Annotated in this window: 14 protein-coding genes; 6 read left to right on the forward strand and 8 right to left on the reverse strand. The window is 65.2% G+C overall.

Annotated features, from left to right (window positions below):
* Window positions 1-50 precede the first annotated feature (50 nt).
* Window positions 51-797 (reverse strand): Sir2 family NAD-dependent protein deacetylase, encoded by a 747-nt coding sequence (locus EPO41_RS21225; protein ID WP_296329305.1) that lies wholly within the window; start codon window positions 795-797, stop codon window positions 51-53.
* A gap of 107 nt (window positions 798-904) precedes the next feature.
* Here EPO41_RS21225 and EPO41_RS21230 point away from each other — a divergent pair, with 107 nt between their 5' ends.
* A complete protein-coding gene (locus tag EPO41_RS21230; protein WP_296329308.1) occupies window positions 905-1,762 on the forward strand; it encodes a polysaccharide deacetylase in 858 nt (285 codons plus the stop codon).
* A gap of 93 nt (window positions 1,763-1,855) precedes the next feature.
* Here EPO41_RS21230 and EPO41_RS21235 read toward each other — a convergent pair whose 3' ends face one another.
* The 7 genes from EPO41_RS21235 to EPO41_RS21265 are packed head-to-tail and all read right to left on the reverse strand — an operon-like array spanning window position 1,856 to window position 9,334.
* Window positions 1,856-2,650, reverse strand: a complete 795-nt coding sequence (locus tag EPO41_RS21235; RefSeq protein WP_296329311.1) for a hypothetical protein — start codon at window positions 2,648-2,650, stop codon at window positions 1,856-1,858.
* Window positions 2,647-3,528, reverse strand: a complete 882-nt coding sequence (locus tag EPO41_RS21240; RefSeq protein ID WP_296329314.1) for a phytanoyl-CoA dioxygenase family protein — start codon at window positions 3,526-3,528, stop codon at window positions 2,647-2,649. Before EPO41_RS21240 ends, EPO41_RS21235 begins: the two co-directional genes overlap by 4 nt.
* A 13-nt stretch (window positions 3,529-3,541) precedes the next feature.
* Window positions 3,542-4,336: an enoyl-CoA hydratase gene (locus EPO41_RS21245; protein ID WP_296329319.1), complete on the reverse strand. Its 795-nt coding sequence runs from the start codon at window positions 4,334-4,336 to the stop codon at window positions 3,542-3,544.
* Between the two features lie 2 nt (window positions 4,337-4,338).
* Window positions 4,339-5,517, reverse strand: coding sequence for a CoA transferase (locus tag EPO41_RS21250; RefSeq protein WP_296329321.1), 1,179 nt, complete (start codon window positions 5,515-5,517; stop codon window positions 4,339-4,341).
* Window positions 5,518-5,539: 22 nt separating this feature from the next.
* Window positions 5,540-6,601 carry an ABC transporter ATP-binding protein gene (locus tag EPO41_RS21255; RefSeq protein ID WP_296329324.1) on the reverse strand — a complete coding sequence of 354 codons (1,062 nt, stop codon included), beginning with the start codon at window positions 6,599-6,601 and terminating at the stop codon, window positions 5,540-5,542.
* Window positions 6,598-8,331 (reverse strand): iron ABC transporter permease, encoded by a 1,734-nt coding sequence (locus tag EPO41_RS21260; protein ID WP_296329328.1) that lies wholly within the window; start codon window positions 8,329-8,331, stop codon window positions 6,598-6,600. The genes EPO41_RS21255 and EPO41_RS21260 overlap by 4 nt, the downstream gene beginning before the upstream one ends.
* Before the next feature lie 13 nt (window positions 8,332-8,344).
* Complete coding sequence (locus EPO41_RS21265) at window positions 8,345-9,334, reverse strand: extracellular solute-binding protein (protein WP_296329331.1); 990 nt, start codon at window positions 9,332-9,334, stop codon at window positions 8,345-8,347.
* Between the two features lie 125 nt (window positions 9,335-9,459).
* On the opposite strand from EPO41_RS21265, the gene EPO41_RS21270 reads away from it, so the two are divergent.
* From EPO41_RS21270 to EPO41_RS21290, 5 genes are all read left to right on the forward strand, one after another.
* Complete coding sequence (locus EPO41_RS21270) at window positions 9,460-10,065, forward strand: class I SAM-dependent methyltransferase (protein WP_296329333.1); 606 nt, start codon at window positions 9,460-9,462, stop codon at window positions 10,063-10,065.
* Between the two features lie 285 nt (window positions 10,066-10,350).
* Window positions 10,351-11,703, forward strand: coding sequence for an MmgE/PrpD family protein (locus EPO41_RS21275; protein WP_296329335.1), 1,353 nt, complete (start codon window positions 10,351-10,353; stop codon window positions 11,701-11,703).
* Window positions 11,704-11,751: 48 nt separating this feature from the next.
* Window positions 11,752-12,240, forward strand: a complete 489-nt coding sequence (locus tag EPO41_RS21280) for a MaoC family dehydratase (protein WP_296329337.1) — start codon at window positions 11,752-11,754, stop codon at window positions 12,238-12,240.
* The gene (locus EPO41_RS21285) at window positions 12,240-13,400 is read left to right on the forward strand and encodes an acyl-CoA dehydrogenase family protein (RefSeq protein ID WP_296329341.1); all 1,161 of its coding nucleotides are present in this window, start codon (window positions 12,240-12,242) and stop codon (window positions 13,398-13,400) included. The genes EPO41_RS21280 and EPO41_RS21285 overlap by 1 nt, the downstream gene beginning before the upstream one ends.
* Window positions 13,400-13,894, forward strand: coding sequence for a MaoC family dehydratase (locus tag EPO41_RS21290; protein WP_296329344.1), 495 nt, complete (start codon window positions 13,400-13,402; stop codon window positions 13,892-13,894). The genes EPO41_RS21285 and EPO41_RS21290 overlap by 1 nt, the downstream gene beginning before the upstream one ends.
* Window positions 13,895-13,954 lie beyond the last annotated feature (60 nt).

Here is a 13,954-nt window from a genome sequence, read left to right on the forward strand (position 1 = left end):
GGTCCCGGTCGATTAAATCGCGTCCGGCGCGGCGCTGCAATCATCGCCGATCAATTCACGCCGATGGCGCGACTCAAGGTCGGCCCGATCTCCTTGCGAATGACCAGATCGGCATCGTCGTCCTGGTCGGTGGGTTCGCGATTCACGATGACGAACCTGGCACCATTGCGGCGGGCGAGTTGCGGGAAGCCGGCGGCCGGATAGACGACCAGCGAGCTGCCCAGGACGATGAACAGGTCGCAAGCCAGCGTCTCCTCCTGCGCCCGCAGCATCGGAATCTCCGGCATCGCCTGGCCGAACGAGATCGTCGCGGTCTTCACGATGCCTTCGCATTTTTCACAGATCGGCAGCGTGCCCCTCTCGAGGAACGCCCTCCGGATCGGCGCAAGTTCGTGACGGTGCCCGCAGTCCAGGCACGTGGCATAGGTCGTGTTGCCGTGCAGTTCGATGACCTTTGAGTCCGGCACCCCCGAACGCTGATGCAGCCCGTCGACGTTCTGGGTGATGATCGCGCTCATGCGCCCCTGCTCCACCAGCTTGGCGAGGGCGCGATGGCCGGCATTGGGCTCGGCCTTGAGCATGGTCTCGTCGGTGGCGAACTTGCGGTTCCACGATTCGCGGCGCATCTCGTCGGAGGCCATGAAATCGTCGAAGTAGATCGGCTTGTAGCGGGTCCAGATCCCGCCGGGTGAACGGAAATCCGGGATCCCGGACTCTGTCGAGATTCCTGCCCCCGTGAAGGCCACGATCCGCTGGGCCGCATCGATCATTTCGCGCAGGCGTCCGGCTTCGTCCATCAGTCACCTCCCTGGTCCTTCAGGATAGCATCCGGCGATGGGCGCGCACGACAAACCGGCCTAAGCTCCGCCGTCCGCTTCAGGGATCCCTCGCAGGAGCCGCCGCCATGCCACGCCAAATCGTCTGCCTGACCTTCGACCACGACCACCTCTCGGGCTTCATCGCCCGCGGCATGACCTCGCCGACCGCGATCTCGCGCGGCGAATACGACGTCGTGGTCATCCCGCGGCTGGTCGCCCTGATGGAACGCTACGGAATCAAGGGCACCTTCTTCACGCCCGGCCACACGATCGACAGCACGCCGCAGGCCGTTGCGCCCTATGTCGAGGCCGGGCACGAGCTCGCCCACCACGGCTGGACGCACCGCCTGCCCGTCACGCTCTCCCGGGAGGAGGAGGAAGAGGAGATCGTCCGTGGCAACGAATCGATCAAGCGCATCAGCGGTCGCACCGCGCGCGGCTATCGGTCGCCCGCCTGGGACCTCTCTCCCCACTCGATCGAGCTGCTGCTGAAGCATGGTATCCAGTACGACAGCTCGATGATGGGCCACGACTACGACTGCTACTTCGCCCGCCAGGGCGACGTCGCCGAATTGATGAAGCCTTTCGTGCGCGGCCGCGAGACGCCGCTGCTCGAGATGCCGATCAGCTGGTCGCTCGACGACTTCCCGCACTTCGAATATATGCGCCTGCCCAACGGCTCGGTGCAGCAGGGCCTGATGAACGCCACCAACGTGCTCGACAATTTCGTCGACGACTTCACCTATATGACCCGAGTCCAGCCCGACTTCGGCATCCTCACCTACACCTTCCACCCTCACGTGATCGGCCGCGGCCACCGCATGATGATGCTCGAACGCCTGATCCAACGCCTGATCGAGGGCGGCGCGGTGTTCATGACGATGGAACAGGCGATGGGCGAATGGCTGGCTCGCAACCAGGGTGCGCGCAAGGCGGCGGAGTAGCGGCGACGAATCCCATCAAGGGAGCGCGCCACTCCAGTGGCGCTCAAGATTGGGCGATCGGTAAGGTATGAGCGCCACTGGAGTGGCGCGCTCCTATGAAAGCGGCCCACCTCGCGCCACGCGGATCGCACGGCAGATGGTGACCATCTTGCCAATGGCATGATCGACAAACAGGCCGACGGCTTTCTCGATCTCGACGGCGTGCGGCGGCCGCTCGGCCGAGATCGATCGCGCGAGCCTGCTGGCGAGAGTGGCAGCCGTTTTGCGGTTGTCGAGGATCGCTCGCCGCAACGAACCGTCCGCGGCGACCGGGGCCAGCGCCGTCTCGACGCGCTGCAGGAACGACGGTGCATGCGCCAGGTGGCGGTACATGCTGGCCAGGATCAGCGGCTGCGGCTCGTCGCCGAACCTGTTGAGGCGCAGCACCAACGCCCAGGTCTCGGGTGCGACGTCCTCCTCGGACGCGAGCTTGGGCAGGGCCAGGTCGGGCGCCGCCTTGCGCGGGACGGGCTCTATGGCGCCGTCGCGCGCCACCTCGCCCCTCAACCACGCCCGCAGGGCGCCGAGGGAGAAGAGGTTGATCGTGTTGGAATGGTCGTAGCTCGCCAACACGGCATCGACGCTGGCGGGCTCCTCCCCGGCGAGCGAAGGCAGCTTCGGTACGCCCATCGCCTGATGGAAGGCCGCCATCGCGGCGTCCGGCAGCCCGGCGAGATAGAGCGGCTTCACCGCCGCCCAGGCCCAGGGCAGCGCACCGTCCATGGTGGCGAGATGGCGCCAGACGAGATTGACCACGCGTACGCCGACCGTGGCGCGAATGTCGGCAAACAGATCGGCGATCTCCCCGGTGGCCGCAGCCTCCGTTATCGCCGGCAGCGGATCGCTCACTCGGCGGCCTGCTTGGAGTCCTGGCCGATGACGGTGAAGAACGAGGCTGTCTTGGGCTGCTTGGGCAATTCGACCAGACCTTCCTTGAGACGGGCGAAGCGGGCTTCCTTGCCGCGCACGATGCGGCCCTCGTTGAGGCTCGGCATTGGGTTGCGCGCGATCGGCACGGCATCGGCGGCGGTGTAGACGCAGATGTAGAGCCCGCGCGACTTGTCGGCGCCATTGGCGGCCGAGCCGTGCAGCAGGCGCGTATGCATCAGGCAGACGCTTCCCGCCTTGCCGAGGCATGGCACCGATTGGTCGAGCGCCCTCTTCTCCTCGTCGGGCGCGACCGCGCCGGTGAAGCGCTCGCCCACGAACAGAGACAGGACCGGCCCCTTGTGCGAGCCCGGCACGACGGTGAGGCAGCCGTTGCTTTCGTCGACGTCGTCGAGGAACAAAAGCGCCGTCACGATGTCGTCGTTTGTATGCGGCGTGTAGGCGAAATCCTGGTGGTAGTTGACCTCGGTGCGCGCGCCCGGGAGCTTGAGATTGATCTTGCAGTGATGGAACTTCACGTCCGGCCCGATCAGCTCCGCCACCATGTCGACCATGCGCGCGTCGAGCATGACCTCACGATAGGCGTCGGAAATGTCGGACGGGTTGTTGATCCGCCGCAGCGCCGGCTTTTCCGCGCTGTGCTCGGCGCCCATGTCGAAGCGCGGGCGGCCGTCGATGGTGGGTGGACCGAAAGGCGCGGCATGGGCCCTGCTCTGCTCGACCCAGCCCTCGATCTCGGCCTTCAACGCGGCGAGCTGCGCCGGAGTGACGGCGTCCTCCACCATGAGATACCCGTCGCGCCAGAACGCGTCGCGTTGCTCCTGTGTCAGCGTCGTCATCGCCGTCTCCTGTTCAGCGTCCCTTGAAGACCGGTTTACGCTTCTCCATGAAGGCCGTGCGGCCCTCGACATAGTCTTCCGAATCGAAGCACTGCTTCACCAGCCCGTTGAGGCGGGCGAAGTCCGGCTCACCGTCGAGGCGAGTCAGTTCCTCGATCGTGCGCTTGGCGGCATGCATGGTGAGCGGCGCATTCTCGCCGATCATCCTGCAGTAGTTGTCGACGTAGGAATCGAGCTCGGCGTCGGGCACGACGCGCGTGACCAGGCCCATGCCGAAGGCTTCCTGGGCATTGAAGTGCCGGGCGGTGAAGAAGATCTCCTTGGCGTGGGACGGGCCCACGAGGTCGGTCAGGATCTTCAGGCCGCTCGCGCGATAGCCCAGCCCGAGCCGGGCCGCCGGCACGCCGAATCGGCTGTTCTCCGAGGCGATGCGGATGTCGCACAGGAGCGACACCGCCAGCCCGCCGCCGATGCAGTAGCCACGGATTCGGGCGATGGTCGGCTTGGAACACCGGTGAAGGCGACGGTTCGCCTCCTCGCCGATCTTGTCGTAGTAGGCGACCTGCTCGGGCGTGTTGCGCGCCTTCTCGAACTCCGAGATGTCGGCGCCCGAGACGAAGGCCTTGTCGCCCGCGCCGGTGACGACCACGACGCGGATCGCCGGATCCTTCTCGAACTCGTCGAGAATGACCGGGATCGCCTCCCACATATCGGTCGAGGTGGCGTTGTGCTTCTGCGGCTTGTTGAAGACGAGCCGGCCGACCGGTCCCACCTTCTCCGCGATCATGTTCGGCGTCGGGCTGATCATGCTCAGATCACGCCCCGCTTGCGGAAGTCGGCGATGGCCGCCTCGTCGAACCCGGCCTCCTTCAGCACGGCGTCGGTATGCTCGCCCTGCTCCGGCGTGGCCGTCTTCATCTCGAACGGCGTGCGGCTCATGTTGATGGCCTGGCCGATCAGCTCGATGTCCCCCAGCTTGGGTGAATGCACGGGATGGGCCATCTTCAGGTGCTTGACCTGCGGATCGGCGAACATCTCGTCCATCTTGTAGATCGGGCCGGCAGGCACGCCCGCCTTGTTCAGCTTCTCGACGAGGTCGGCGCTGCTGTACTGGGCCACCCGCTTGTTGATCTCGTCGTTCAGCGCGTCGCGGTTCTTGGCGCGTGCCTTGTCGGTGCTGAAGCGCTCGTCCGTATAGAGTTCCGGTGAATTCACGGCCTCGCAGAAGCGCTTGTAGATGTGGCCGCCGGACGCCGCGATGTTGATGTAGCTGTCCTTGGTCTTGAAGACGCCGGTCGGGATCGAGGTCGGGTGGTTGTTGCCGGCCTGGCCGGGCACTTCCTTCGACATCGTCCAGCGCGCGGCCTGGAAATCGCACATCGAGATCATGGCCTGCAGCAGCGAACTCGACACCCACTGGCCCTGGCCAGAGGTCTCGCGCTCCAGCAGCGCGATCAGGATGCCGATGGCGCAGTGCAGGCCGGCGCCCACGTCGGCCACCGCGATGCCGGCGCGCATCGGGCCCTCGCCCGGATTGCCGGTGACCATCATCAGGCCGCCCATGCCCTGGGCGATCTGGTCGAAGCCGGCACGCTCGGCATAGGGTCCGTCCTGGCCGAATCCCGAGATCGATCCGAGGACGATGCGCGGGTTCACCTTCTTCAGACTCTCATAGTCGATGCCCAGGCGGAACTTCACGTCGGCGCGGTAGTTCTCGACCACCACGTCGGCCTGTTCGACCAGCTTCATGAAGACGGCCTTGCCGTCCGGTTCCTTGAGATTGAGCGTGATCGACCGCTTGTTGCGATGGAGGTTCTGGAAGTCGGGCCCGTGGCGCGGACCGCCCATATCCATCTCGCCGGCAGACGGCGGCATCTCGACCTTGATGCAGTCCGCACCCCAGTCGGCGAGGTAGCGCACGGCCGTCGGGCCGGCACGCACGCGCGTCAGGTCGAGGACTTTGAAACGGGCTAGCGGTCCTGCGGTCATGCTCTCACTCTACGTTTGGAAGCTACTCTACCCGTACCATGGCGGACGGCGCGATCTCCAGCCAGACGCGGCTGCCGACCTCGAAAACGGCGGTCGGCGCCGTCGACACGCGCAGCGGCTTCGTGCCGCCCTGCGGTCGGACCTGATAGTCCCAATACTCGCCAAGATAGGAGCGGTCGACGATCTCGGCCTCGATCGCGAGGCCGGAGCCGCCGGGCTTCTGGGTCGAAAGGCCGATCGCCTGCGGGCGCAGCGAATAGAGGAGCTTGCCGCCGCCGCTCGCGCCCTCCAGGGCTGAGGCGGGCGCGCCGAAGCCGTCGAAACGCACGTCGCTTCCCTGCAGGGCGCCTTCCACGAAGTTGGTGCGGCCGATGAAGCCGGCCACGAAGCGGCTCTTCGGGCGACCGTAGAGGACATGCGGTGCGTCGATCTGCTCGATCTTGCCCTTGTTCATCACGACGATCCGATCCGACGTCACCATCGCCTCGGACTGGTCGTGGGTCACGTAGACGGTGGTGATCCTGAATTCGTCATGCAGGCGGCGGATCTCGAAGCGCATCTCCTCGCGCAGGTTGGCGTCGAGGTTGGACAGCGGCTCGTCGAGCAGCAGCACCTCGGGCTCGACGACGATGGCGCGGGCCAGGGCCACCCTCTGCTGCTGGCCGCCCGACAGCTCGGCCGGGTAGCGGCCCTTGAGGTTGCGCATCTGCACGACGTCCAGGATCTTGTCGACCCGGCGGTCGATTTCGGCGCGCGACAGCTTCCGGATCTGCAGGCCGAAGCCGACATTCTCGCCTACCGTCATGTTGGGCCAGATGGCGTAGCTCTGGAAGATCATCGACATGCGGCGATGCTCGGGCGGCACAACACCCGAGGCGGAGGAAATCTGCTTACCGTCCATCTCGATGGTGCCGCCGCTCGGCGGCATGAAGCCCGCGATCATGCGCAAGGTCGTGGTCTTGCCGCAGCCCGACGGGCCCAGCAGGGAGACGAATTCGCCCTGCGCAAGCTCCAGCGAGAAATCCGCCACCGCCTCGAACGCGCCGTAGCGCTTGGCGACGTTCTTCAAAACGAGCTTGCTCATGTCACGTTACGCCTCAGCATGAAGTCGCGGCCCAGGGCCTTTTGGCCGATCCAGAGGAGCGGCAGGGTCAGCACCTGCAAGACCAGCGCCAGCGCGGCGAGGCGTTCGAAATTCCCCTCCTCGCTCATGTCGAAGATCATGACGGATGCCACCTTCGTGTTGGGACCATAGAGGAAGATTGCCGCCGACAGTTCGCGCGTCGCCGGGATGAAGATCAGCAGCCACGCGCCCATCATGTTGCGCTTGAGCAGCGGGGCCACGACGCGCCGCAGCGCCGTCAGGCGGCTGCCGCCCAGAACGCGCACCGCCTCCTCCATCTCCGGGTTGAGGCTGTTGATGGCGGCACTTGCATTGACGTAGCCCACCGGCAGGAAGCGCGTGGTAAAGGCCAGGATCATGATCAGCGCGGTTCCATAGAGCGCCAGCGGCGGCGGCGCGTAGGCGGCGTAGAAGCCGATCGCCAGCACCACGCCAGGGATCACGAACGGCGCCACGCAGAGGAAGCCCAGCACACCGCCGAACGGGATCAGGCGCCGCGCGACGATGTAGGCCACGCCCAGGGTCAGGAACACCGCGACGGTGGCGCTGATCCCGCCATAGACGAAGCTGTTGATGACCGACTGGGCGGCCGTCGCATGCTCGAAGAGGATGAAGTGGAAATTCGCCCAGGTGATGTTGTCGAGGGCGAAGCCGCGCCCCCAGGCCTTTGCGAAGGCCGACTGGATCAGGAAGATGTAGGGGAGGAACACGGCAAGCGCTGCGACGAACATGGCATAGCCGAACACGACCCAGCGCCAGCGACCGAGCAGGATCGGCCGCCGCTCGCCGCCCTTGCCGGTCAGCGCCACGAAGCCCTTGCGCCGCACGATCAGCCGCTGGACCAGCACCAGCAGGATCGTGACACCGAGCAGAGGCATGGCATAGGCCGCCGCCACCTCGACCCGCACCGGGTTGCCGAAGAACTGGAAGAGCTGCGTCGTCACGACGTTGAAGCGCGCCGGAATGGCGATCATCGCCGGCGAGCCGAACAGCGCGATCGCCTCCAGGAAGCAGATGATCATGCCGCCCAGGATGGCCGGCAGCGCCAGCGGCAGGGTCACCTTGCGCATGGTCCGCCACGGCCCCGCCCCCAGGATGTTGGCGGCGTCCTCCATCTCCGACGACACCAGCTCGAGCGCCGCCGTCGTGAAGATGAAGATGTAGGGGAAGGAATAAAGCGCGATGACGACCGCGAGGCCGGTGAAGCTGTAGATGTTGAAGGGCCCGGCCTCCGCGCCGGTCGCCATCATGTAGAAGCGGTTCAGCCAGCCGGCATTCGGGCCGGCCAGCAGGATCCAGGCGACGGCGCCCGTATAGGGCGGCGTGATGAAGGTCGCCAGCACCAGCATGCGGGTGAGCCCGCGGCCCGGCATGTTGGTACGTGCCACGGCCCAGGCCAGCGGAACCGCGAAGACACCAGCCAGCAAGGCGGACACGGCGCCGAGCTTGAGCGAATTGAACAGGGCTTCGACATAGCGGGCGCGTCCATACGCCGTCGCGTAGTTCGACAGGGTGAAGTCGCCTGTGCGCTCCGTCTGGAAGCTGGTGATGACCAGATAGACGAACGGGCTTACCACCAGGAACAGGAGGACCGCGATGATCGCGATCCACAGAAGCCAGGACGGATCGAACCGGCTGGTGCGCACGGCGCGCACCGGTATCGCGTCGATCGCCGGAGCCGTTACCGACATGTTCGGGCGTCGATCAGTTGCCGAACGTGTCGCGCCACTGCTCGATCACTTCCGGAATGCCCTTCTCCACCTCCGTCACGGTCGGACGGATGACCTTGATCTCGCTGATCGGCTTGGCGCCCGGAGGCGACGGCACTTCCGGACGCAGGGGAATGCCGAAATGCTTGGCGTTGATCTTCGAGGCCTCGATTGAATAGAGGTACTCCATGAAGAGCTTCGCGGCGTTCGGATGCTTGGTGCCCTTCATGATCGCCGACGGCGAGATGATCAGCACGGAGCCGTCGCTGGGATAGGACACTGCCAGCGGATTGCCGCGCGCTGCGCTGAACAGCGTCGAGCCGTCCGAGCCTGCCGCCACCTGACGCTCGCCTGCGTTGAGCGCCGTGACCGTGTCGTTGATCGACCGGCCGATCTGCGGCTTGTTCTTCTCGAGCTTGTCGAAATACTGCCAGCCATAGAGCTTCTTCATCGACAGCACCCAGGTGCCGACATAGCCCGAAAATCCCGGATGGCCGGTCGAGACCTTGCCCTTCCACTTGATGTCGAGCAGGTCCTCCCATTTCTTGGGTGCGTCCTCGGGCTTCACCTTCGCGGTATTGTAGGTGAGCACGACCAGGCCGGCGGCGGTGGTGTGAAAGTAGCCGTCGGAATCGAAGTTCCGGAAGGCTTCCGAGATCTTGGGCGTGTTCTCCGGCACATACTTGTCGAGGCGGCCTTCCGCCTTGAGGCGGGCATAGTGACCGAGGTCGGTCGAGGAAAACACGTCGCAGATCGTCTGGTTGTTCTTGAGATCCTGCAGGAGCCGCTGATAGGCGACCTGCGCCGTCGTACGCACGACGTTGACCTTGATGCCGTACATCTCGGTGAAGCCGCGGCCCAGATCCTCCGCCCCTTCGGATGTGTAGTGGGCGACGTACCAGGTGAGCTCGCCTTCCTTCTTGGCGGCTTCAGTCAGGGCATTCAGGTCGGCTCGCGCCGCGAGCGGCAAGAATGCAAGGGCCAAGGCCAAGGCAAGGCTTCCCAACCTCTTCATCAGTTCCTCCCGGATCGTTGATTCTTTATTTAGCGCGTTGCGATACGATCACACGACGCGCGCCACCACAAGCGCAGGAGACCAAGAGAACGCGCATGACGGAAAGCGATCGATCGGCCGGCTGGGCCGCCTATTATCAGCAACTTCGCGATCGTCCGCCGCGCAGGACGCTGCTCGCCGCGCTCGATGCGTTCGGCGACGCACCGCCTGATGCCCTCGTCATGGATCTCGGCTGTGGCGACGGGCGCGACGTGATCGAGGAGTTGCGCCGCGGCTGGAAGGTCGTCGCCGTCGACGCCGAGCCCGAGGCGCTGCGTCAACTGCAGGCCCGTGCCCTCCCCGAGGGATGCGACGTGACGCCGGTCAATGCGCGACTCGAGGAGGTCCCGATCCCGCTCGGCGTCCATCTCGTGAATTCGAGCTTCGCCATGCCCCTCTGCGATCCAGATTCCTTTCACAGGACGTGGGAGCGTATCCGCGAGGCGCTGCCCGCGGGTGGCCGCTTTTCCGGCCAGTGGTACGGCCTGCGCGACAGTTGGGTCGGGCGACCGGGCATGACCTTCCTCTCGCGCGACGAAGCGCTTGCCCTGCTTCGGGGATTCGAGCTCGAGATGTTCGAGGAGGAGGAAGCCGACGGTGTCACGCCGCGCGGCAACGCCAAGCACTGGCACATCTTCCATATCGTCGCGAAGAAACCCTAGGCAGCCTGCTCTCGCTGTGCGAGGCTCTCCTTCCCATCAACATCGAAAGGAGGTGATCCTGTGAACTACACCATCACGACGCCGGCGATCTCTGCAGTTGCCGCCACCAGGATCGTTCCTGCAATGGCTTGGTACTGCCGGTAACGGGGTCACCGAATAGTCGGCACAAAGCCGCCTCCGGGCGGCTTTGTTGTGTCTGGGCCGTATCGTTGCGCGAAAGCCCGGACGGTGGACAAGGCGGCGCCTGCTGGCCGACACTTGTTTCCTCGAATTCAGGAGGAAAACATGGCTGCCGTCGTTCCGGTCACGGCCGAAATCGCCAAGCGCGCCGCCGCCCTCGCCTGGCAGGACCTGCCGGACGATCTGGTCGAGCGCACCAAGCAGTGCCTGCTCGACTGGTTTGCCGTCACGATCGCCGGCGCCCAGGAGGACCTCACCAACATCCTCGTCAGCGAGGCGCTGGAGGATGGTGCGAAAGGCCCTGCGACCCTGGTCGGTCGCCCCGAAACCGTGCTGCCTTCCACCGCTGCTTTGATCAACGGCGCGGCCAGCCACGCGCTGGACTATGACGACGTGAACTTCTCGATGGGCGGCCACCCCACGGTCACGGTCGTTCCGGCGCTGATGGCGCTCGGCGAGCAGACGAAGGCCTCGGGCCGCCTGTTCATCGAGAGCTTCGTGGCGGGCTACGAGACCTCGGGCCGTGTCGGCCGGCTCGTGGCGCCCAGTCACTACCAGAAGGGTTTCCATGTCACCGGCACGGTCGGCTCCTTCTCGGCCGCGGCCGCCGCGGGACGCATGCTGGGCCTCAGCGACCGGGAGCTCGCCGTGGCCTTCGGCATCGCCGCCACACAGGCCGCCGGCCTCAAGTCGAATTTCGGCACGATGTGCAAGCCCCTGCACGCCGGCACCGCGTCCGAGCACGGTCTGCGGGCCGCACGCCTGGCCGCCAGGGGGTTCACGGCGCGCGGCGATTCATTGGAATGCGACCAGGGCTTCGCCTCGTCGCAGAGCGACCATCTCAACGCCGAGGCGGCGCTGGGTGAGCCGCCGTCCGGCTGGCACCTGCGCAACAACCTCTTCAAGTACCACGCGGCCTGCTATCTGACGCACGCGCCCATCGAGTGTGCCAAGGAGATCCGGCTGAAGAACAATTTCCCACCCGAGCGGGTGCAGAAGATCCTGCTCAGGATCGACTCGGGTGCCGACAGGGTCTGCAACATCCCCAACCCGACCACGGGCCTCGAAGCCAAGTTCTCGCTGCGCCAGACCGTGGCCATGGCACTCACCGGAGTCGATACCGCCAATCTCGAATCCTACAACGACGCCGTGACCCGGGAGCCGCGTATCAAGGAGCTTCGCGACAAGATGGCGATCGAGTTCCAGCCGCACTGGGCGCACTCGCTGGCCGAGATGGCGATCCAGCTCGACGACGGAACGACCATCGAAGTCACCCACGATTCCGGCATTCCCTGGGCCGACCTCGGGAAGCAGCGCCAGGCGATCGAGACCAAGTTCGACAGCCTGGTGACGCCACTGCTCGGCACCTCCGGCACCCGCCGTCTGCACGATGCCATCGAACGCATCGACACTCTTGGCGACGTCGGTGAACTCGTGCGTGCGTCCGCGAAGAAATAGTCATATTGCTCTCCCCCGTCAGGGCGAGAGGCGTAAACAGGAGACGGAATGACAGAGGATTTCAGGGCCCGCGCCCGGCTGGTGCCCAAGGGCAACCGCTATGAGGATTTCGAGGTCGGCCGGGTATTCCGGCACCATTGGGGCCGCACGATCACCGAGTCCGAGAGCACGCTCTTCTCGACGCTGACCTTGCACTTCAATCCGCACTACTACAACGCGGCCTACGCGCAGGCGCACGGCCATCCCGGCATCGTGGCCAATCCGCTGCTCGTCTTCACGACGGTCTTCGGCCTCACCGTCGAGGACCTGAGCGAAGGAGGCGGGCCGTTCCTCGGCGTCAACGAACTCACCTATCACCAGCCCGTCTATCCCAGCGATTCGCTGCGTGCGGAATCGGTCGTGCTCGATCGGCGCGTCTCGGACTCACATAAAGGGTTCGGCATCGTCAGCTGGCACAGCAAGGGCTTCAACCAGCGCGAAGAACTCGTCATCGACTTCAAGCGTACCAATCTCGTCCGTCTCAGGAATCCCCAGTAATGCCTTTCCTTACCGAAGAACGCCGCATGATCCAGGAACAGGCGCGCGAGTTCACGCTGAACGAAGTGCTGCCGGTCGCCAACAAGCTCGACCCCGAGAAGGGCGACATCCCGATGGAGCTGCGCGAGAAGATGGCCGAGCTCGGCTATTTCGGCATCCTGATCCCGGAAGAATACGGCGGCCTGGGCCTCGGCTGCTCGGAATACTGCCTCGTCACCGAGGAGCTGTCGCGCGGCTGGATGAGCGTCGCCTCGATCATCGCGCGCGGCAACCTGCTGATCGGCTCGCACGAGATGAGCGAGGAGCAGCGCAGCCGTTACCTGCCGCGCATGGCCAAGGGTGAGTTCCTCGGCGCCTTCTCGATGTCCGAGCCCAATGCCGGCTCCGACATCTCCAACATCTCCTGCCGCGCCAAGAAGGACGGCTCGGGCTACCTGATCAGCGGCAACAAGTACTGGTGCACCTTCGCCGACGGCGCCGACTTCATGATCATCATCGCGCGCACCTCGGACGCGCCTCCGGGCAAGCGCCATCTCGGCCTCTCGATGTTCTTCGTCGAGAAGAAGCGCGGCGAGCTGCCCAAGGGTGTGAACGGCGCGCCCATTCCCAAGATCGGCTACTTCGGCTGGAAGACCTGGGAGTTGGCCTTCGATAATTTCCGCGTCGAAGCCTCAGACATGATCGGCAAGGAAGGCCATGCCTTTTACTACGCCACCTCGGGCCTCGAGACGGCGCGCGCCCACACCGCCGCCCGCGCCATTGGCCTCGCCCAGGGCGCGCTGGACGATTCGATCCAGTACGCCAACGACCGAAAGCAGTTCGGCCACTCGATCTCGGACTTCCAGGCGATCCGCTTCAAGATCGCCGACATGGCCACGCAGATCGAGGCCGCGCGCCAGCTCATGTATTTCGTCTGCGAGCAGATCGACACCGGCCAGCGTTGCGATAAGGAAGCGTCGATGGTGAAGCTGTTCGCCTCCGAGATGGCCGAGCGTGTCACCAGCGAAGGCCTGCAAATCCATGGCGGCGCCGGCTACACGACCCTGCATGCGATCGAGCGCCACTGGCGCGATGCGCGCCTGACCAAGATATTCGAGGGCACCTCGGAGATCCAGAAGCGCATCATCTCCGACCGGCTGCTCGGCCGCGGGAGGAACTGATGCCAGCTTCAAGTCTCAAAGTCTCCGCACTCACGGGCAAGCACAACTACTTCGAGGACTTCACGGTCGGCGACGTGATGAAACACGCGCGCGGCAAGACCGTGGAGCCGATGGAGCAGGTCTGGATCACCAACGTGACCATGAACACGGCCGAGGCCCACTTCAACGAGCACCTGACCCAGTCGATGCCCTACGGCAAGCGCCTGGGCTTCGGCGGCGTCACCATCTCGATGTGCATCGGCCTCGCCGCCGAGGACACGGCGGAGAACGCGCTGATGGAGCTCGGCATGGACAAGATCCGCCTGAAGGGGCCGCTCCATCACGGCGACACGCTCTATTGCTACACCGAGGTGCTCGAGAAGAAGGACAGCCAGCAGGAAGACGCCGGCATCGTCCGCTTCAAGCATTACGGCGTGAACCAGGACGACAAGAACATCTTCGAGGGCGAGCGCACGGTCCTGATCAAGCGCCGCAGTCACTGGGGAGACAAGTGATGTGCATGGGAGCGCGCCACTCCAGTGGCGCATCATATGAGCGCCACTGGAGTGGCGCGC

The organism is Reyranella sp. (assembly GCF_004297265.1).
GTDB lineage: Bacteria > Pseudomonadota > Alphaproteobacteria > Reyranellales > Reyranellaceae > Reyranella.

Coding starts and splice junctions, on each gene's coding strand:
- EPO41_RS21225 (WP_296329305.1), bottom strand. CDS start 797: ATGGACGAAGCCGGACGCCTGCGCGAAATGATCGATGCGGCCCAGCGG.
- EPO41_RS21230 (WP_296329308.1), top strand. CDS start 905: ATGCCACGCCAAATCGTCTGCCTGACCTTCGACCACGACCACCTCTCG.
- EPO41_RS21240 (WP_296329314.1), bottom strand. CDS start 3,528: ATGACGACGCTGACACAGGAGCAACGCGACGCGTTCTGGCGCGACGGG.
- EPO41_RS21245 (WP_296329319.1), bottom strand. CDS start 4,336: ATGATCAGCCCGACGCCGAACATGATCGCGGAGAAGGTGGGACCGGTC.
- EPO41_RS21250 (WP_296329321.1), bottom strand. CDS start 5,517: ATGACCGCAGGACCGCTAGCCCGTTTCAAAGTCCTCGACCTGACGCGC.
- EPO41_RS21255 (WP_296329324.1), bottom strand. CDS start 6,601: ATGAGCAAGCTCGTTTTGAAGAACGTCGCCAAGCGCTACGGCGCGTTC.
- EPO41_RS21260 (WP_296329328.1), bottom strand. CDS start 8,331: ATGTCGGTAACGGCTCCGGCGATCGACGCGATACCGGTGCGCGCCGTG.
- EPO41_RS21270 (WP_296329333.1), top strand. CDS start 9,460: ATGACGGAAAGCGATCGATCGGCCGGCTGGGCCGCCTATTATCAGCAA.
- EPO41_RS21275 (WP_296329335.1), top strand. CDS start 10,351: ATGGCTGCCGTCGTTCCGGTCACGGCCGAAATCGCCAAGCGCGCCGCC.
- EPO41_RS21280 (WP_296329337.1), top strand. CDS start 11,752: ATGACAGAGGATTTCAGGGCCCGCGCCCGGCTGGTGCCCAAGGGCAAC.
- EPO41_RS21285 (WP_296329341.1), top strand. CDS start 12,240: ATGCCTTTCCTTACCGAAGAACGCCGCATGATCCAGGAACAGGCGCGC.
- EPO41_RS21290 (WP_296329344.1), top strand. CDS start 13,400: ATGCCAGCTTCAAGTCTCAAAGTCTCCGCACTCACGGGCAAGCACAAC.